This window comes from Bradyrhizobium sp. INPA03-11B (genome assembly GCF_040446015.1).
Lineage (GTDB): Bacteria > Pseudomonadota > Alphaproteobacteria > Rhizobiales > Xanthobacteraceae > Bradyrhizobium > Bradyrhizobium macuxiense_A.
Genome location: NZ_JASGSR010000019.1, coordinates 1 through 19,109, shown reverse-complemented (window position 1 = coordinate 19,109; position 19,109 = coordinate 1). Strand labels below are relative to the sequence as shown.

Here is a 19,109-nt window from a genome sequence, read left to right as displayed (position 1 = left end):
TAACCCGTAAACTAAGGTACTGGGGGAGGGACGTTGGCTGTGTACCAGATGCGGAAAGTCGTCAGCGCCGGATGGGCGAGCGAGCGTTCGAGATAGGTCCAGATCCGCGGCTGGTGCTTGAGGTATTGCGGCTTGCCGTCGCGGCGGTTGAGCCGCGCAAAGGTGCCGAGCAGGCGGGTGTTGCGCTGCGCCGACATGATCGCATAGAGCTCGGCGAAGCCGGCCGGATCGAAGCTCTCGTCGGTGGCGCGCCGCGCCTTGATGTAGCGGGTCAAGAGCGACAGTTCGAGCTGCTCGGGCACGTCGATCCGCGCGTCCTGCAACAGCGACACCACGTCATAGGCCGCGGGGCCGAGCAGCGCGTCCTGGAAGTCGATGATGCCGACGCGCAGGATGCCGGTGCGCTCGGCAAGCCAGATGATGTTCGGCGAATGGAAGTCGCGGATCACCCAGGTCTGCGGCGCCGCGGCGGGCTTTTCCAGGAGGCCGCGCCACATCCCGAGGAATTCGGTGCGCAGCTCCTCGCTCGGCTGCACGCCGCGGTCGGGCAGGTACCATTCCAGCATCAGCCCGATCTCGATCAGCCAGGCGTCGATATCGAACACCGGGATGTCGTAGCTCTCGTCTGCCGTCAGCGGCAGCATGTCGGGCAGCGCTTCGCGATGCAGCGCCGCCAGCATGTCGACGGCGGCCTCGTAGCGCTCGGCGATCGGCCGCGGCGGATCGCCCTCGATGATGCCTTCGGCGCCGAGATCCTCGGTGATGAGGAAGCCCGATTCGAGATCGATGTGGCGGATCGCCGGTGCGGAGAAGCCATGTTTGCGCAGGCCGTTGCCGATCGCGACGAAGGGCCGCACGTCTTCGGCGAGATGCACCGCGGCGCTGTAGGAGCTGCCGTTGTAGATCGCCGGGCCATCGGGACGGCGCGGCGAGTTCATCAGGATGACGCTGCCGTCGTCGTTGCGCAGCCGCGCATAGGAGCGGGTCGAGGCATCGCCCGGCATGCGCTCGCGCCGCGCGTTGAGGAAGCCTGCGCGATCGAGGAACTGGCGCAGCTCGTTGAGCCGCGCGACCTTGGCGGCGGCCTTGCCGTAGCCGGTGATCTCGGCGGCGCGCGCAGCCGATCCGAGCGCCGGGCGGTGGCTGAACGCGATGTCGATGCGGTCAGTGGGCATCGCGTCGGGTGCACGTTCCGGCCATTCGATCAGCGCCACGATGTCGTCGGGCAGCGGCGACAGCCCGATCTCCTCGAGCTCGCTCGCGTCATTGATGCGGTAGAGATCGGCATGAACCAGTGGAAACGACGGCAGCTCGTAGCTCTGCGCCAGCGTGAAGGTCGGGCTCGGCACTTCCAGCGTATCGTCGGCGGCGAGGTAGCGGATCAGCGCGCGGGCGGCCGCGGTCTTGCCGGCGCCGAGGTCGCCCGAGAGCGTGACGACGTCGCCGGCGCCGATCAAGAGCGCGAGGTCGGCCATCAGCTCTGACGTCGCGGTTTCGTTCGCGAGCGCCACCGAGAATGTCGAGGTCGCCGTCATTCAGCAGCGTTGCGGTGTGCGGTCTGGTCGATCGGGAAGTCGCAGGTCACGGTGGTGCCGCGGCCTACGGTCGAATCGACGCGCACCCCTCCGCCATGCAGCTCGACGAAGGAGCGCACCAGCGACAGCCCGAGCCCCGCGCCGCGATGCCGCGAGCCGTGCGAATGGCTCTCGAACCAGTTGAACACCTTGTCCCGCATCTCGGCTGGAATGCCGGGACCAGCATCGGTCACCGCAAACACCACACTGTGCTCGGTGCGGTGCGCGCTGATCGTGACGGTCGCATCATGCGGCGAGAAGCCGACGGCGTTGGCGAGCAGATTATAGAGCACCTGCACCACGCGCCGCTCGTCGCCGACGAAGGCGCCGATGTTGGGCTCGATATCGACTTTCAGCGTGATGCGGTCGGTCGCCAGACGATCCTGGATGCCTTCGGCCGCGGCCTCGATCGCCTGGCCGATATTGACCGGGCCGAGCTCGAGCTTCATCGCGCCGGCGTCGATGGTGGCGAGATCGAGGATGTTGTTGGTCAGCGCCAGCAGTGCGTTGGTCGATTTGGTGACGTAGTCGAGATACTCGGCCTGCTTCGGCGTCAGCGGCCCGGTCGAGGGATCGCTGAGGAAATGCGCGAAGCCGATGATCGTGGTGAGCGGTGCGCGCAGCTCGTAGGAGACGTGGTGGACGAAATCCACCTTCATCTGGTCGGCGGCTTCCAGCGCCTCGTTACGTTCGCGCAGCGCCCGCTCGACATTCTCGGTGTCGGTGATGTCCTGGAAGGCGAGCAGGGTCTTGCCGTCCGGCAGCGGGATGGTCATGCAATTCAGCACGCTGCCGTCCTTGCGCTCGAGCTTGAGCGCGACCTGGGCGCGGTTCTCGATCGCGGTGATCGATTCGCGCAGCGTCCGCCAGGTCAGCGCGTCGTCGAACAGCGGCCGGCACAGCGCTTCCACTTGCTCGATATGCGGTTCGCCCTGCAGCGCGTCGGCCGGCAGTTTCCACATCTTGGCGAAGGGCGGGTTGAACAGTTCGGCACGGCCGTTGCTGCCGAACACCGTGACCGCTTCGCCGAGATTGTCGAGGGTCTCGCGCTGCACCCTGGTCAGGCGGTCGTAGCGGCGCGCGAGATCGAGGCTCTCGGTGACATTGTCGAATAGATAGGTGACGCCGCCCTCGAGGTTCGGCGTGGTGACGACGCTGATGGCGCGGCCGTCCGGAAGGAACCAAGTGTAGGTCTCGGATTCGACCGCGCGATAGGCCTCGTGCAGCTTGGCCTTCCAGGCGCGGAAGTCAGGCTGCTCGGGCAGCTTGCGGTTGGCCCGCAGGCGATCGAGCACGCTGGAATCATCGGGATTGCTGTCGAGGAAGGCCTGGTCGAGGCCCCACAGCCGCCGATAGGACTCGTTGTAGAAGGTGAGCCGCCGGTCGGCGTCGAACACCGCGACGCCCGAGGACAATTGGTCGAGGGTGCGGCGGTGCGCTTCGACCATCCGCGCGATCGCCGCGCGCAATGCCGCGGCCTCGCTGGCGTCGATCGCGATCCCGGCGCTGCCGCCGGAGAGTTTCAGCGCCTGGACGTCGTAGATCCGGCGCTCGCCGCTGACCACGATCGGCAGCCGTGCGGCATAATTGGCATTGTCGTTCAGCGCGCGGGTCAGTTCGGTGCGCTGGTCGCTTTCGAGCAGTTCGAGATTGCGCTGCAGCGCGTCCGACACGCTCTTGCCCTCGGTGGCGCGGACATAGGCGGCGTTGGCATAGCGCAGATTGCCTTCGAGGCTCTTGGCCCAGATCGGCCAGGGGGCTGCGGCGGCGAAATCGCGGAGCAGCTCGGTCTCCTCCTGCAGCGTCTTGTAGCGCAGGTTGGATTCGGCGAGCTCGCGGCGCAGGCCGCCGAGCTCGCGGATCCGCACGATGGCCTGGCCGCCGATCGCGCGGCCCATCGCCTCGATGGCGCGGCCGGCCGAGGTCGAGAGGTTGAGCAGGAACGCCTCGCCCTTCTCGCGCAACGCGTCGACCGCGTGGTCCATCTGCAACGCCGGCTCGGGCGGCAGCCAGGTTCCGAAGGCGAGGACGCGTTGCGGCGGGCCTTCCTGCGACATCACCAGCGAGATGTCGCCCGAGATCTGCGGCCGGTTGTCGCCGGCGGCCCACGAGATCAGCACCTGCGGCTCGACGAACAGCAATGCGCGCAGCCGGTCCGATTGCGCCTGCAGGTCCGTGATCTCGGACTGCAGCTGCTCCTCGTTCCGCGTCGCGCGCAGCCGGGTGCGCATCAACAGGATCGCGGCGACGGCGGAGAAGCCGACCAGCGCGAACGACGTCGCGAGGACCGCGACCTCCTGATGATTGAAACCGAAATGATCCGACATCGCCTGGGCCACCAGGCCTTCGGCGGCAAACGAGGTGCGGGCCGGCAGCAATGCTGACATGGCGAGCCCAATCATGCCGTCGCGCGCCAGTGAGGTGCATGACAGCAGGGTTCGACGCATTGCCGCGACTACGCCCGACATATGTTGCCCCAGAACGCACAAACCTTAAGGCATGATCCGGAAAAGAGGAGACCGGTGTTCCCTCACGGCAAACGTACGACGTTTGTCCGGGGATCATGCCCAAGCAGGACCCGACAGCCCGACGAAGACCCCCCGTCGCGCTCGAATCAATCCAGAATAGTCCCAACGGGACTCGGCGAGTAAGAGTCCAGACCGTGAACGCAGAATCCGCTGTGAAAAAATGCGGCCGGTGGTGTGGATTTTACGCGAATTGACTCCGTAATCGTGCGGAGAGCGCGCGCAAAGCGTGATCTCGCGGAGGCGGTCCGCACACTTCGCGCTAGCGGCCGGTCGAGCCGAAGCCGCCGCCGCCGCGATCGGTTGCCGGCAGCACGTCGACCGGAACCAGCTCGGCGCGGGTGACCGGCGCGATCACCATCTGCGCGATGCGCTCGCCGCGCCGGATCGAGAACACCTCATGGCCGTGATTGATCAGGAGCACGTTGATCTCGCCGCGATAATCGGCATCGATCGTGCCGGGCGAGTTCAGCACCGTGACGCCGTATTTGGCGGCAAGGCCGGAACGCGGCCGCACCTGTGCCTCAAAGCCCGGCGGCAGCGCGATCGTCAGCCCGGTTGGAACCATCTCGTACCGGCCCGGCAGCAGCAGCAGCGGCGCCGACCGCGGCACCGCGGCCAACAGGTCGAGCCCGGCCGCGTCTGCGGTCTGGTAGATCGGCAGCAGGAGATCTGCGCCATGCGGCAATTGGTGGACTTCAACCTTGATGGTGGCGCTCACGATCCGGTTCCTACTTCTCGTGCGATCCGCGAGACCAGCGCGGTCGCGACTTCCTCCTTGGTCATCACGGGCCAGGAATCGACGGTGACGTCCTTGCCCTCGCGCGAGAGCAGGTGAACGGTATTGCGGTCGCCGCCCATCACGCCGGTTGCCGGCGAGACGTCGTTGGCGACGATCCAGTCGCAGCCCTTGCGCGCGAACTTCGCCTTGGCGTTCTCGATCAGGTGCTCGGTCTCGGCGGCGAAACCGATCACCAGCGGCGGCCGCTTCTCCTTGAGCTTGGAGATGGTCGCGAGGATGTCGGGGTTCTCGACCAGCTGCAGCGGCGGCATGCCGGCCGCGGTCTTCTTCAATTTCTGGGTGCCTTCGCTGGCGACCCGCCAGTCGGCGACCGCGGCGGCAAAGATCGCAACGTCGACCGGCAGCGCCGCCTCGACCCGGTGCAGCATGTCGCGCGCGGATTCGACGCGCATCACGGAGATGCCCTGGGGATCGTCGAGCTCGACCGGGCCGGTCACCAGCACCACCTCGGCGCCGGCGGCGCGCGCGGCGGCGGCGATGGCAAAGCCCTGCTTGCCGGACGAGCGGTTGGCGATGTAGCGCACCGGATCGATCGCTTCATGGGTCGGCCCGGCGGTGATCAGCACGCGCTTGCCCGCGAGCGGGTGCGGCTGCGGCGGCCGCAGCATGCGGTCGGCGGCCGCGGCGATCTCGGTTGGCTCGGCCATCCGCCCGACGCCGGCTTCGCCGGCTTCGGCCATCTCGCCGGCATTGGGGCCGACGGTATGGACGCCGTCACGGCGGAGTTGCAGCACGTTGCGGCGGGTGGCCGGATTGTTCCACATCAGCGGGTTCATCGCCGGCGCCAGCAGGATCGGCCGGTTGGCCGCCAGCAGCGTGGCGGTGGCGAGGTCGTCGGCATGGCCCTGCGCCATCTTGGCCATCAGGTCGGCGGTGGCGGGCGCCACCACAATCAGGTCGCAGTCCCGCGCCAGGCGGATATGGCCGGCGTCGAACTCGCTCTCGGCGTCGAACAGGTCGGTGTAGACGCGCTCATGCGACAGCGCGCTGGCGGCCAGCGGCGTGACGAACTGCTGGGCCGCCTTGGTCAGCACGCAGCGGACCTGGATGCGCCGCTCCTTGAGCCGCCGGATCAGATCCAGCGCCTTGTAGGCTGCGATCCCGCCGCCGATGATCAGGGTCACCTTGGGCTCGCCGGCCGCGCTGGCGGGCCGTGGGGCAGGGGCTGTCACGGTAAGGGAACCGGCCGCAAGCGCCCCGGTGGGCTCCGTACCGCCGTCTGCGAGCTCCCGGAGGATCACCCGGACCTCCTCCTCGACCGAGCGTCCGTTTTTGGCGGAGCGGAGCCGCAGATAGCTTTTCAGCGCGTCGTCGAGTTTGCGGATGGTCAGGCTGGCCATGGCGTGTCCCAGGCATCATGCTCAAACAGTGATAGCGATGCTATCACACAGTGCATGCATTGCAATCAGTGTGCACGGATGGCGAAGAAGATTGCGATGGAGGCGATGGCAATGACCCAGAGGCCCACGGTCTGTACCCGCGCCTTGCGGGCCTCGGCGCGGGCCATTTCGTCGATCGAGTCCGACGACAGCATGTGACCCTCCCGTGTCATGGTCTCCAGCTGCTCGAGCACCGTCACGGCGCGGCTGGCGATCGACGGCAAATTGGCGAGGATGCGGCCGAGCTCGCCCGCACCCGAAATCGCGCCCTGGATTCGTCCGGCCGGGCCGAGATTCTGCGTGATCCATTCGCGCACCACGGGATCGGCGATCTTCCAGATGTCGAGCTTGGGGTCGAAGCCGCGCGCCACGCCCTCGACCACCACCATGGTCTTCTGCAGCAGGATCAGTTCGGGCCGCGTCTGCATGTCGAACAGGCCGGTGACCTCGAGCAGAAGCGTGAGCAGCTTCGCCATCGAGATTTCCTCGGCGGTGCGGTTGTGGATCGGCTCGCCGATGGCGCGGATCGCCTGCGCGAAATTCTCCACCGAATGGTGGCCCGGGACATAGCCGGCCTCGAAATGCACCTCGGCGACGCGGCGATAGTCGCGGGTGATGAAGCCGAGCAGGATCTCGGCGAGGAAGCGCCGCTCCTTCAGCCCGAGCCGTCCCATGATGCCGAAATCGACGGCGACCAGCCGGCCGGCCTCGTCGAGGAACAGGTTGCCCGGATGCATGTCGGCATGGAAGAAGCCGTCGCGCAGCGCGTGGCGCAGGAAGCTCTGGATCACCTTGCGGCCGAGATCGGGCAGGTCGACCTTGGCTTGCGCGAGGCGAGCATGGTCGTTCAGCGCGATGCCGTCGATCCACTCCATCGTCAGCACGCTGTGCGCGGTGCGATCCCAATCCACCGTAGGCACGCGGAAATCCGGGTCGTCGCGCGTGTTCTCGGCCATCTCCGACAGCGCGGCCGCCTCGAGCCGCAGGTCCATCTCCATCGCGACCGAGCGCGACATCGTGTTGATGACTTCGATCAGCCGCAGCCGCCGCGCCTCGGCGGAATGCGCCTCCGCCTTGTGCGCAACGAAGAAGAAGTCGCTGAGGTCGCGGCGGAAGCGGGCGGCGACGTTGGGCCGGAGCACCTTGACCGCAACCTGCTGCCGCACGCCGTCGCGCTCGACCTCGCCGCGATGCACCTGCGCGATCGAGGCTGCGGCAACTGCAGGCCCGAGATGCACAAAGGCCTGCGCCAGCGGCCGTTCCAGCGATTGCGTGACGACGGTTTCGGCTTCTTCCTGCGCGAACGGCGGCAGCCGGTCCTGCAGGCTTTCGAGGTCGCGCGCCATCGCGACGCCAACCACGTCGGGGCGGGTGGCGAGGAATTGGCCGAGCTTGAGATAGGCCGGCCCGAGCCGGGTCAGCGCGCGCGACAGCCGTGGACCGGACTTGCCGTCGCGGCGCTCGATCAGCCGCGCCAGCTTCAGCGCGAGCTGCCCGGGCGGCGGCACCAGCGCGGGATCGACGACGCCGAACACGCCTTCGCGCGCAAACACGAAACCGGCGCGGGCAAGGCGCGTAATGTGGGACAGTGCAGAGATCACAAACGCCAGCCCGAATGCAGCGCCACGATGCCGCCGGAGAGGCTCTGCCACTTCACGCGCGCAAAGCCGGCGGCGCCGATCATCTCGGCGAACGCGCTCGGGCGCGGGAATTTGCGGATCGACTCGACGAGATACTGATAGGACTCGGCGTCACCGGTGACGGCGCGGCCGAGCGGCGGGATCACCTTGAAGGAAAACAGATCGTAGATCTTGTCGAGGCCGGGCACGTCGACGGTGGAGAATTCCAGGCACAGGAAACGGCTGCCGGGCTTGAGCACCCGATAGGCCTCGCGCAGTGCCAGCTCGATCTGCGGCACGTTGCGGATGCCGAACGCGATGGTGTAGGCGTCGAACGCGCGGTCGGCGAAGCCCAGCGCCTCGGCATTGCCCTCAACGAACGACACGCGGTCATCGAGGTGCTGTTTGGTGGCGCGCTCGCGGCCGACGGCCAGCATGTCGGTATTGATGTCGCAGACCGTGGCATGGAAGCCGGTGCCCGCGGTCTTGGCGGCCCGGAACGAGATGTCGCCGGTGCCGCCGGCGACGTCGAGCAGCGCGAACGGCCGGTTGCCCTTCGGCGGGTTGAGCGCCGTGATCATGACGTCCTTCCAGGCCCGGTGCAGGCCGCCCGACATCAGATCGTTCATCAAGTCATAGCGCGACGCTACGCTGTGAAACACGTCGTTCACCAGCGTCTGCTTCTCGCCCAGGGGCACGTCCCTGAAGCCGAAATGGGTGGTTTGATCCGGCCGATCCATCACTCAGAACTCTTACCTTTTTGGTCGCGTTTTCCTCACGCGAACCGGTGCCCGCTTCGCTCGAAAACGCTCCAGCCAAACCATAGCGCGGCGGCCGCAATGGCGCTATCACGTCACTTTCAAAAGGTGAATGCCTGCCATGCCGGAATTACCCGAAGTCGAGACCGTCCGCCGCGGCCTGCAACCGGCCATGGAAGGCTCCAAAATCCTCAAGGCCGAGGCCCGCCGCAAGGATTTGCGGTTTCCGTTTCAAAAAGACTTTATCGCCCGGCTCGAGGGCCGGACCATCACCGGGCTCGGCCGCCGTGCCAAATATTTGATGGCGGACCTGAACTCCGGCGACGTGCTGCTGATGCATCTGGGCATGTCGGGCTCGTTCCGGGTGCTGAAGCAGGAAGGCGCGGCGGCGCCGGGGCAATTCCACCACCCGCGCAGCGACGATCGCGCGCACGATCATGTCGTGTTCCACATGTCGTCGGGCGCGGCGGTCGTGTTCAACGATCCCAGGCGCTTCGGCTACATGAAGATCATCGCCCGCAACGCGGTCGAGGATGAACCACTGCTGAAGGGGCTCGGTCCCGAGCCGCTCGGCAACGAGTTCGGCGCCGCGATGCTGGCGCGCTCCTGCCACAACAAGAAGACCAGCCTGAAGGCGGCGCTGCTCGATCAGCGCGTGGTGGCGGGACTTGGCAACATCTATGTCTGCGAGGCGCTGTTTCGTTCGCACCTGTCGCCGCGGCGATTGGCCGCGACGCTTGCGACCAAGAAGGCCGAGCCCACCGACCACGCCAAACGGCTGGTCGATGCGATCCATTCGGTGCTCAACCAGGCGATCAAGGCCGGCGGCTCCTCGATCAGCGACCATCGGTTGACCAACGGCGATCTCGGCTATTTCCAGCATTCGTTCCAGGTCTATGACCGCGAAGGCGAGACATGCCGCACCTCGGGCTGCGGGGGCATCGTCAGGCGCTTCACCCAGAACGGCCGTTCGACGTTCTGGTGCCCGAAGTGCCAGAAGTGACATGTTCGCGACGCCGCGCATCGAGACGCAGCGCCTGATCCTGCGGCCGCTTGCGCCCTCGGATGCCCCGGCGATCCAGCGTCACTTCAACAATTGGAACGTGATCAAGACCCTCGCCACGGTGGTGCCGTGGCCGTATCCCAACGACGGCGCGGAAAGCTTCATCAAGCGGGAGCTGGACAAGATCGCGGCCGGCGAGGAGAGCTATCAATGGGTGCTGGTGTTGCGCGCCGGCGATGGCGGAGCGATCGGCAACATCAATTTCCGGCCGCGCGCCGATGGCCGCAAGGGCAATCGCGGGTTCTGGCTCGCCGAACCGTATTGGAATCAGGGCCTCATGACCGAGGCGATCGCCGCGGTGAATGATTTCGCCTTCCTGACGCTCGACCTCGATCACTTCCATGTCTGCAACGCGCCGTCCAACGTCGCCTCGCGCCGGGTCAAGCAGAAGACCGGCGCCGAATTCGTCGGCTTCGTCGAGCTTCCGCATCACAACGGCGAATCCCGGGCGGAGAAGTGGAAGGTCACGCGCGAGGCCTGGCTGCGCGATCGGCGCTGACGTCGCATTCGCGAATGCCGCCATGACGAAGTTCGCGGTGGCTTGACCGCGCCTGCGAGGCCGAACAACATGCCGCCCATCGCTCCCTAGAAAAACGAGAACACAATGGCGATGAACGGCAACTGGCGCGATCGCGCCGCGACAAGTTTTCAGTGCGAGAAGCAGCCGGCCACCAGCAGCCGCGGCATGGTGGTGAGCAATCATCCGCTGGCGTCAGCTGCGGGCGCCGAGATGTTAGCTGCCGGCGGCAATGCGATCGATGCGGCGATCGCCACCCTGTTCACGCTGACCGTGGTCGAGCCGATGATGGTCGGCATCATCGGCGGCGGCATGGCGCATATTCGTCTCGCCGACGGCAGCCATCGCTTCATCGACGGCCAGAGCACGGTGCCGCAGGCGGTGAAGCCGGATACCTACACGTCGAAGCCCGGTTCGGCGCATGACGTGTTCGACACCGTCGGCAATGAGAATCTGAATGGCCCGAAGGCGGTCGCGGTGCCGGGCTCGCTGAAGGCGTGGTGCGAAACCTTGCGCCGCTTCGGCACCATGAGCCTTGCCGACGTGATGCAACCCGCGATCAAGCATGCGGCGCGCGGCTATGCGGCGACGCCTTATCTGCACGAATGCATCACCGACGGCGCCGAAGAGATGCTGAAGGACAAGCCGATCGCGGCGATCTACCTGCCCAACGGCATCCCGCTGAAGCCGGGCGAGCGCGTGGTGCAGGCGGAGTATGCCGAGACGCTGAAATACATCGCCGACCATGGCGACAACGCGCTCTACCAGGGACCGCTCGGCGACATCCTGGTCGATTACATGAAGAGGAACGGCGGCTTCATCGCGCAGCAGGATCTCGCGACCTACAAGACCGTCGAGCGGCAGCCGATCCGCTGCGACTATCGCGGCTGGGAAATCCTCGGGCCCCCGCCGCCGGCCGCGTCGGGCGTGCACATCACAGAGATGCTCAACATCCTCGAAGGCTATGACATCGCCCACTTCGGCTTCGGCACGGCCGAGACGATCCATTATCTTGCCGAGGTGCTGAAGATCGCCTTTGCGGACCGTGAAGCGGCGAGCGGTGATCCCGCCTATATCAACGTGCCGGTGGAGCAGCTGACCTCGAAGGCCTATGCCGAGGAGCGCCGCCGGGCGATCGATCCCGACCGCGCGCAGGCCTGGGGCGCCGGCATCACCCAGCTCGAAAGCGCGCACACCACGCACATGACTGCGGCGGATGCGATGGGCAATGTGGTCGCGACCACCCAGACCATCAACAATCTGTTCGGGGCCAAGATATTGATCCCGGGCCTCGGCACCGTGCCGAACAACTACATGAACCTGTTCGATCCGCGGCCGGGGCACGCGCTGTCGCTGGCCGCGGGCAAGCGCGTCACCACCTCGATGTCGCCGATGATGGCGCTGCGCGACGGCAAGCTGGCCTACGCACTCGGCCTGCCCGGCGGAAAGCGCATCTTCCCGAGCGCGATGCAGGCGCTGATCAATCTGATCGATCACGGCATGGATTTGCAGGAAGCGGTCGAGGCGCCGCGGGTGTGGACCGAGGGCAATGCGCTGGAGGTCGAGCAGGCGGTGCCGGAGGCCGTGCGTGCGGCGCTCTCAGCGAAAGGCCACCGCGTGCAGGTGGTGGCCACGGTGGCCGGCGGCATGAACGCGATCCAGTTCCACGCCGATGGCACGATGTCCGGCGCGGCCTGCTGGCGCGCCGACGGCACGCCGGTCGGCATTGCCGGTGGTCTCGCGCGGGCGGGCGTGCGGTTTGCGCTGAGGTGAGGTTGGGTACACTCGCAAGTGAGATCGTCATACCCCGCGAAAGCGGGCATCCAGAACGAGAGCTATACCCACCGTCGTCCCGGCGAAAGCCGGGACCCATAACCACAGCCCGTCATTGTTGCGCACCGCTGAAACGACGAGTCCCGCCTACAACACCTGCTGCGGCGTATGGGTCCCGGCTCCCGTGCGCAATTGCGCACTAGGCCGGGACGACGAATGGACAGAACCCGGGCTGCTCTGCCGAATTACTTCCTGACGCAGATCACGCGGACCACGGCGGATTTGGCATCCGCTGATTCGCCCGATGCGGTGACGGCATGTGCCTTCAGAAAGGTGCGCACCGTGTCGGCCGGCACCAGCGCGGCCTGCGCCGGTGGTGCCGCGTTTGCGGGACCTGCAACGATGACGGGCTTCAGCAATGCGATGCCGGCAAACTTGCCGCCGCCGTCGAGCGCTGCCGCACCCGAGAACCCGAGCGCCGGCGGTGGTGACAGTGCCTGATCGCCGCCGCCGAGCTGCGCCACCGCAGCCTTGACGCTGCTCGCGGCCGCGCCGCCGCCCTGGTTCTGCGGATCGGCGATGCCGGTGATGTCGAGCGCGGTCTGGGTTGCCTGGCCTGCGATGTTGAGCGGCTTCAGTCCGCGCGCGCCATAGATGCGCAGCAATGCGAGATCGTGGTCCTTGTCGGCCGCGACCCGGTCGGCATTGCCGTGGCCCGGGATCGTCAGCGCGATGCAATCATCGGTCGCTATCCGGTCGGTGATAACTGCGCCATCGTCGCTGACCACGACCCCGGTGGCATATTCGACGGTCTTGCGCGGCGGCGGGCCGGCCTGCACGCCAGATGGAAATGCATTGAAGGCGCTCGACATCGCGATCACCACCGGCTCGACCGTGATCTGCATCGCCTGATCGTAGAGGATGGTGAGGATGCGGACCTCGTCGCCCTTCAAGGTGCCGCGCAGATAGAACTTCTTCAGCCCCTGCATGCCCGACAGCACGAAGAAATCCGGCTTCACCACGGTGTAGTCGATGGTGCGGCCGGCCGGCTCCTTCTTCTCCTGCTCGGCGAGCTTTGCGGTGGTCGGGCTGGCTTCCTTGCGCCGGGTCAGCAGCACCTGGACGGTGCCGGTCGGCGAGGTCCATTTGGCGCCGGAGGCGTCGCTGGTAAGCTGCGGCACCAGTTTTGTGGGAATGCCGAGCCGCGCCCCGGTGGCAGGCTCGGTGACGATCCGCCAGCCGACGCTCTCCTGCTTGCGCCGCGCGGTGTCGGCGAGCACGCCGCGCTCCTGCGGGTTCAGCACGCCGGTCGGCTTGCCGCCGCGGTTCTTCTGGAATTCCTTGATCGCATTGACCATGCGCTCGCTGACGTCGCCGGTAATCGCACCGTTATATTCGCCGACCCAGGCGAGGTCGGATTGCAGCGCCAGCCGCTCGGCCTGCGCCATCGCGCTGGCGGTATCCTCTGGTTTCTGCAGCGCCGGGCGGATCGGCACCGTCGTCACGGTCTTCGGCTTGGCCCCGGCCGTCGATGGCGGCGTCAACTGGGCATGTGCAGCGCCCATGCCTCCAACCGTCACGGCCGCGACCATCAATGTTGCCGAAAGCATCAATCTCATGACAAATCCGGGGAAATGACTGAAACCATTGACGTCGACGCAATTAAGCACATCTGCTTGGTCGGCAACAACCGCGCTCCGGTTCAGGGAACAGCGCGCAGGACATCAAGATGCTGAGTGCCGACGAACTTGAACGCTATGCCCGCCACATCGTGCTGCGCGAGGTGGGCGGCCCCGGCCAGAATGCGCTGAAAGAGGCATCGGTGCTGGTGATCGGCGCCGGTGGCCTCGGCGCACCGGTGCTGATGTATCTGGCTGCGGCCGGCGTCGGCCGTCTCGGCGTGATCGATGACGACATCGTCTCGCTCTCCAATTTGCAGCGCCAGATCATCCATACGACGTCCGACATCGGCAAGCGCAAGGTCGACAGCGCGGCGGCGCAGATCCACGCGCTCAATCCGCATGTGACGTTCGAGGCGCATCCGATGCGGCTCACCGCCGACAATGCGATGGCGCTGATCGGAAATTACGATCTCGTGCTCGACGGCTCCGACAATTTCGAGACCCGCTATCTCGTCGCCGACGCGTGCTTCCTCGCGAAGCGGCCGCTGATCACGGCGGCGCTCGGCCAGTTCGACGGCTCGCTGACCACGATCCGCGCCCACGAGAAGAATGCGGAAGGCGTCTTCAACCCGACCTATCGCTGCCTGTTCCCGGAGGCGCCCCCGCCGGGCACCGTGCCGGCCTGCGCCGAGGCCGGCGTGATGGGGGCGCTGGCCGGACTCATGGGATCGATGATGGCGCTCGAGGCGATCCGCGAGATCGTCGGCTTCGGCGAGGGCCTGGTCGGCCGCCTCCTGATGGTGGATGCGCGCGCGATGCGGTTCGAAACCCTGCGTTACGCGCGCGATCCGCAGAACCCGCTCAATGGTGATGCACCGGGCATCACCGATCTGAGCGGACATCGGACCTGATTGCCGCCGTTATCGGGTGGCCGGCTTCTCGCTGTCGAGATGCGCCATCTGCTCGGCCGCATAGCGCGTGCCGGCAGCGATATCCGGCGGGAAGGCTTTCGCCAGCGCTGCGAGATGTGCCTGCGTCAGCGTCAGCCTGGTCGCGCCGAGCGCTTCGGTGAGACGGTTGCGGGTGCGGGCGCCGACCAGCGGCACGATCTCCTTGCCTTGTGCCGCCACCCAGGCGATCGCGACCTGCGCCGGTGTTGCCCCGATCTCGGCGGCAATGGCGCGCAACTGCTCCGCCAGCGCGAGATTGGCGTCGAGGTTCGCGCCCTGGAAGCGCGGCGTCATCAGCCGATAGTCCCTGCCGATCTTGCCGGAATCCTTCGACCAGTGACCGCTGATCAGCCCGCGCGCCAGCACGCCGTAGGCCGTGATGCCGATGCCAAGCTCGCGGCAGGTCGTCAGGATGTCGCGTTCGATGCCACGCTCGATCAGCGAGTATTCGATCTGGAGATCGACGATCGGATGCACGGCATGGGCACGGCGGATGGTGTCGGAGCCGACCTCGGACAGGCCGATATGTTTGATGTAGCCGGACTTCACCAGATCGGCGAGGCCGCCGATCGTCTCCTCGATCGGAACGTTGGGATCAAGACGTGCCGGGCGGTAGATGTCGATGTAGTCGGTGCCGAGACGTTGCAGCGAATAGGCGAGGAAGTTCTTCGTCGCGGCCGGCCGCGTGTCCATTCCGGCGAATTCACCCGCGGGGCCGCGCAGTGCGCCGAACTTGACGCTGATCTGGAGCCGGTCGCGCGCGACATCCTTCAAGGCTTCGCGCACCAGCATCTCATTGTGGCCCATCGCGTAGAAGTCGCCGGTATCCAGCAGCGTGATGCCGGCATCGAGCGCCGCATGCACCGTGGCGATGCTCTCGCCGCGATCGGCTGGGCCATAGACCTCAGACATCCCCATGCAGCCGAGGCCGATCTGCGAAACCGTGGGGCCGGTGGAACCGAGTTTGCGTGTATCCATGGTGGCGTTCCCTGCGTGTTACGGCGTGCGATCACGTCGCCAAAATCGCGCGGCTGATATGGGCCGACCCGGGTTTCGGGATAAGCTGGACAATCCAGAATAGGTTGTTCACTATATCGAACAATGCAGGATTTCGACCTTCGCGACCTCGACGCCTTCGTGGCGGTGGCGCGCACCCGCAACTTCCGACGCGCCGCATTGGAGCAGCACGTCTCGGTGTCCAGCCTCAGCCAGCGGCTGCGCGACATGGAGGAGCGGCTCGGCGTCCGCCTGATGAACCGCACCACCCGAAGCGTATCGCTGACCGAGGCCGGCGAGCTGCTACTCGCGCGCGTCGCGCCGGCCATGGTCAATGTCGCCGACGCGATCACCGAGGTGCGCGGCCTGCGCGCCGAGCCGTCCGGGCGCCTGCGCATCAACGCGCCGCCGCCCGCGGTCGATCTCGTGCTGGCGCCGATGATCGCGCCGTTCCTCGCCAGATATCCGAAAGTTGACCTCGACCTCGTGGCCGAGAGCGCGTTCGTGGACATCGTCGCGCAGGGATTTGACGCCGGCGTGCGCTACGGCGAGCATTTGGCGCAGGACATGGTGGCGGTTCCGCTCGGCGCGCCGCAGCGCTACGCGGTCGTGGCGTCGAGCGACTATGTCGCCAAGCATGGCCGGCCGATGCATCCGAAGGATCTGCTGGCGCATGCCTGCATCCGCAGCCGCTTCAGCAACGGCGTGATGTTCGATTGGGAGTTCGAGAAGAACGGCCGCGTGGTGAAGATCTCGCCGCCGGCCAAGCTGACCGCGACCCATCTCGGCCTCGCGCTGCGCGCGGTCCATGACGGCGTCGGCTATTGGGCGACGTTCGAGGGCTACGTCCGCTACGGCGTCAAATCCGGTGCGCTCGTCAGCGTGCTCGACGACTGGTGCCCGCCGTTCGACGGCCCGTTCCTCTACTACCCGAGTCGCCGCCAGCCGCCGCCGGCGCTCGCCGCGTTCGTGTCGTTCGTCGCCGACTGGCGCAAGCAGGCGCGGCGGAGGAAATAAGGTCGAGCTGTCACACCCTCCCCTGGAGGGTCCCTGGAGGGGGAGGGTCGGCTCACATGGAGCGCAGCGGAATGTGAGACGGGGTGGGGTGATCTCTCAACACGGACAGTGTCTGCGTGGAGAGACCGTCACCCCACCCCGCCGCTCATTTCATTCGCGTCGACCCTCCCCTCCAGGGGAGGGTGAAAGAGCGCTGTGCGACCTCAGAACAGTCCCACATTGTCGTCCGGGCTCCCGCGCGCAATTGCGCACTAGGCAGGGACGACACCGAATGCGGGTCGGCCGCACCGGCTCCTTTGCATGGGGTTGTTTTCGATATTTTGGCAGTGCCGTAGCCCGGATGGAGCGAAGCGTAATCCGGGGCGGTCTTGACGTGGCGATGCTGTCCCGGATTTCGCTGCGCTCCATCCGGGCTACGGAATTCCTACAGCATGCTCGGCAGCACGCGATCCGGCGGCTTGTGGGCGTCGAGGAAGGTCCGGATGTTGATGATCACCTTCTCGCCCATCTCGACGCGGCCTTCGATGGTGGCCGAGCCCATGTGGGGCAGCAGCGTCACCTTGCCCGCCTTGGCGAGCCGCACCAGCTTCGGGTTCACCGCGGGCTCGTGCTCATAGACGTCGAGCGCTGCGCCGCCGATATCGCCGGCTTCGATCAGCTTGATCAGTGTGTCCTCGTCGATCACCTCGCCGCGCGCGGTGTTGACGACATAGGCCTCTTTCCGGATCAGCTTGAGCCGCCGCGCCGAGAGCAGATGGTAGGTCGCCGGCGTGTGCGGGCAGTTCACCGAGATGATGTCCATCCGCGCCAGCATCTGGTCGAGGCTTTCCCAATAGGTCGCGCCGAGCTCTTCGGCGATCATGGGCGCCACCGGGCGGCGGTTGTGATAGTGGATCTGCAGGCCGAAGGCGCGGGCGCGGCGCGCCACGGCCTGGCCGATGCGGCCCATGCCGACGATGCCGAGCCGCTTGCCACCGATGCGGTGGCCGAGCATCCAGGTCGGCGACCAGCCGGCCCAGTGCTGCTTGCCTTCGGTCAGGATCGAGGCGCCTTCGATCAGCCGGCGCGGCACTGCAAGGATCAGCGCCATGGTCATGTCGGCGGTGTCCTCGGTCAGCACCTTCGGCGTGTTGGTCACCGTGATGCCGCGGGCATGGGCTGCGGCGACGTCGATATTGTCGACGCCGTTGCCGAAATTGGCGATCATCTTCAGCTTGCAGTCGGGCTGATTGATCACGTCCTCGCGGATCATGTCGGTCACGGTCGGCACCAGCACGTCGGCGGTCCTCGCCGCTTCGGCGATCTGCTCCGGCGTCATCGGCGTGTCGTCGAGATTCAGTCTGGCATCGAACAGCTCGCGCATCCGGGTCTCGATCGAGTCCGGCAGCTTGCGGGTGACGACGACGAGAGGCTTTTTCTTCACCGACATGTCCTGCTTTCATGAGGCGCGCGGCTCGCCAAAAACCGAGCCGTTGAGGCCTCATTAACCCGGTTGTTCGACACTGCTGATAGCCGCGCTGTCCCGGCGTTTCCTTCGCGTTTCCTAGGGTTCCCCGATACTTGCCCCGGCTTTCGTCAGGGGAAATTCGGGTGTTCTGGCTCTCAGGCGTTCCGTCCTCTCTAGCAGAAGGCCGGGCCAAGACAAGAACCCCTCGGACGTGCGGTGCGGGAGCGGACGGCGCAGGGGCCTGAGACTTTAGGCGTGGGTTTGGGTTTGGATTTGGGTTTGGGTTGCAGCTCGCCGAATGCGGTTGGGCATCCCGGCAGGAGACGAGTTGATGGTCTGGCGTTTCGGTTCATTGGTGGCTCTGGTCGGGAGCATGCTGAGCGCGTCGGTCAGCCCGGGACATACCGCCAAGGATTTGAGCCCCACCACCAGCGGTTTGCCGATCCCGCGCTATGTCAGCCTGAAATCCGATCATGTGAACGTCCGCGGCGGCCCGACCAAGGATAACGACGTCGCCTGGGTCTACACGCGCTCGGGGCTGCCGGTCGAAATCACCGCCGAGTTCGAGAACTGGCGCCGGGTGCGCGATTCCGAAGGCGCCGAAGGCTGGGTCTATCATTCCCTGCTGTCCGGCCGCCGCACTGCGGTCGTCACGATGAAGAACAAGGACGATCTGGCCTCGCTGTACGATCGCCCCGACGCCACCAGCGCGATCGCGGCGCGCCTGCAGGCCGGCGTCGTCGCGCAGGTCAAGAAATGCGCTAACAGCTGGTGCCGGGTCACCGGCAACGGCTTCGACGGCTGGATCGAGCAGCAGCGCCTCTGGGGCGTCTACGCCGACGAGAAGGTGGACTGAGATTTGTTGTCGTCCCGGCCGAGTGCGCAATCGCGCACGGGGGGCCGGACCCATACCGCGTGATTTATCGTTGGCGCGCGGTAGGAGACGCCTTTAGCAGCAACCAAGATTTGTGGTTATGGGTCCCGGCTTTCCAGGCCGTGCAAAAACCACGCTCTGATGGTGGATTTTGGCGGCTGAGATTGATTCGGGGGGACGATGGGACACGTCA

The 19,109-nt window shown here is 66.3% G+C and carries 15 protein-coding genes; 6 read left to right on the top strand and 9 right to left on the bottom strand.

Annotated elements, in window-relative coordinates; genetic code table 11:
- Positions 1-11 precede the first annotated feature (11 nt).
- From tsaE to ubiE, 6 genes are all read right to left on the bottom strand, one after another.
- Positions 12-1,535: a tRNA (adenosine(37)-N6)-threonylcarbamoyltransferase complex ATPase subunit type 1 TsaE gene (tsaE, locus tag QMZ05_RS10310; protein WP_353700667.1), complete on the bottom strand. Its 1,524-nt coding sequence runs from the start codon at positions 1,533-1,535 to the stop codon at positions 12-14.
- Entirely contained in the window at positions 1,532-4,042 is a 2,511-nt protein-coding gene (locus QMZ05_RS10305; RefSeq protein ID WP_353700666.1) for an ATP-binding protein, read from the bottom strand. The genes tsaE and QMZ05_RS10305 overlap by 4 nt, the downstream gene beginning before the upstream one ends.
- 319 nt (positions 4,043-4,361) lie before the next feature.
- Positions 4,362-4,820 carry a dUTP diphosphatase gene (gene dut, locus QMZ05_RS10300; protein ID WP_353700665.1) on the bottom strand — a complete coding sequence of 153 codons (459 nt, stop codon included), beginning with the start codon at positions 4,818-4,820 and terminating at the stop codon, positions 4,362-4,364.
- Positions 4,817-6,241 (bottom strand): bifunctional phosphopantothenoylcysteine decarboxylase/phosphopantothenate--cysteine ligase CoaBC, encoded by a 1,425-nt coding sequence (gene coaBC / locus QMZ05_RS10295; RefSeq protein WP_353700664.1) that lies wholly within the window; start codon positions 6,239-6,241, stop codon positions 4,817-4,819. Before coaBC ends, dut begins: the two co-directional genes overlap by 4 nt.
- 65 nt (positions 6,242-6,306) lie before the next feature.
- Positions 6,307-7,881 (bottom strand): 2-polyprenylphenol 6-hydroxylase, encoded by a 1,575-nt coding sequence (gene ubiB, locus QMZ05_RS10290; protein WP_353700663.1) that lies wholly within the window; start codon positions 7,879-7,881, stop codon positions 6,307-6,309.
- The gene (gene ubiE / locus QMZ05_RS10285) at positions 7,878-8,639 is read right to left on the bottom strand and encodes a bifunctional demethylmenaquinone methyltransferase/2-methoxy-6-polyprenyl-1,4-benzoquinol methylase UbiE (RefSeq protein ID WP_353700716.1); all 762 of its coding nucleotides are present in this window, start codon (positions 8,637-8,639) and stop codon (positions 7,878-7,880) included. The genes ubiB and ubiE overlap by 4 nt, the downstream gene beginning before the upstream one ends.
- A 139-nt stretch (positions 8,640-8,778) precedes the next feature.
- On the opposite strand from ubiE, the gene mutM reads away from it, so the two are divergent.
- The 3 genes from mutM to ggt all read left to right on the top strand — a co-directional run bounded on the left by mutM (position 8,779) and on the right by ggt (position 12,010).
- Positions 8,779-9,660 carry a bifunctional DNA-formamidopyrimidine glycosylase/DNA-(apurinic or apyrimidinic site) lyase gene (mutM, locus tag QMZ05_RS10280; protein WP_353700662.1) on the top strand — a complete coding sequence of 294 codons (882 nt, stop codon included), beginning with the start codon at positions 8,779-8,781 and terminating at the stop codon, positions 9,658-9,660.
- 1 nt (position 9,661) lies between these two features.
- The gene (locus QMZ05_RS10275; protein ID WP_353700661.1) at positions 9,662-10,219 is read left to right on the top strand and encodes a GNAT family N-acetyltransferase; all 558 of its coding nucleotides are present in this window, start codon (positions 9,662-9,664) and stop codon (positions 10,217-10,219) included.
- Positions 10,220-10,330: 111 nt separating this feature from the next.
- Positions 10,331-12,010, top strand: a complete 1,680-nt coding sequence (ggt, locus tag QMZ05_RS10270; protein WP_353700715.1) for a gamma-glutamyltransferase — start codon at positions 10,331-10,333, stop codon at positions 12,008-12,010.
- A gap of 245 nt (positions 12,011-12,255) precedes the next feature.
- Here the strand turns inward: ggt and QMZ05_RS10265 are convergent, their stop codons facing one another.
- Positions 12,256-13,629, bottom strand: coding sequence for a serine protease (locus QMZ05_RS10265; RefSeq protein WP_353700660.1), 1,374 nt, complete (start codon positions 13,627-13,629; stop codon positions 12,256-12,258).
- Positions 13,630-13,739: 110 nt separating this feature from the next.
- On the opposite strand from QMZ05_RS10265, the gene moeB reads away from it, so the two are divergent.
- On the top strand, positions 13,740-14,543 hold the full coding sequence (gene moeB, locus QMZ05_RS10260; RefSeq protein ID WP_353700659.1) for a molybdopterin-synthase adenylyltransferase MoeB: 804 nt from the start codon (positions 13,740-13,742) through the stop codon (positions 14,541-14,543).
- A gap of 9 nt (positions 14,544-14,552) precedes the next feature.
- Here moeB and QMZ05_RS10255 read toward each other — a convergent pair whose 3' ends face one another.
- A complete protein-coding gene (locus tag QMZ05_RS10255) occupies positions 14,553-15,560 on the bottom strand; it encodes an aldo/keto reductase (protein ID WP_353700658.1) in 1,008 nt (335 codons plus the stop codon).
- 123 nt (positions 15,561-15,683) lie between these two features.
- On the opposite strand from QMZ05_RS10255, the gene QMZ05_RS10250 reads away from it, so the two are divergent.
- Entirely contained in the window at positions 15,684-16,595 is a 912-nt protein-coding gene (locus QMZ05_RS10250) for a LysR family transcriptional regulator (protein WP_353700657.1), read from the top strand.
- A gap of 424 nt (positions 16,596-17,019) precedes the next feature.
- Here the strand turns inward: QMZ05_RS10250 and QMZ05_RS10245 are convergent, their stop codons facing one another.
- Entirely contained in the window at positions 17,020-18,024 is a 1,005-nt protein-coding gene (locus QMZ05_RS10245; RefSeq protein ID WP_057015287.1) for a D-glycerate dehydrogenase, read from the bottom strand.
- A 346-nt stretch (positions 18,025-18,370) separates the two neighbouring features.
- Between QMZ05_RS10245 and QMZ05_RS10240 the strand changes: the two genes are divergently transcribed.
- Positions 18,371-18,898: an SH3 domain-containing protein gene (locus tag QMZ05_RS10240; RefSeq protein ID WP_353700656.1), complete on the top strand. Its 528-nt coding sequence runs from the start codon at positions 18,371-18,373 to the stop codon at positions 18,896-18,898.
- Positions 18,899-19,109 lie beyond the last annotated feature (211 nt).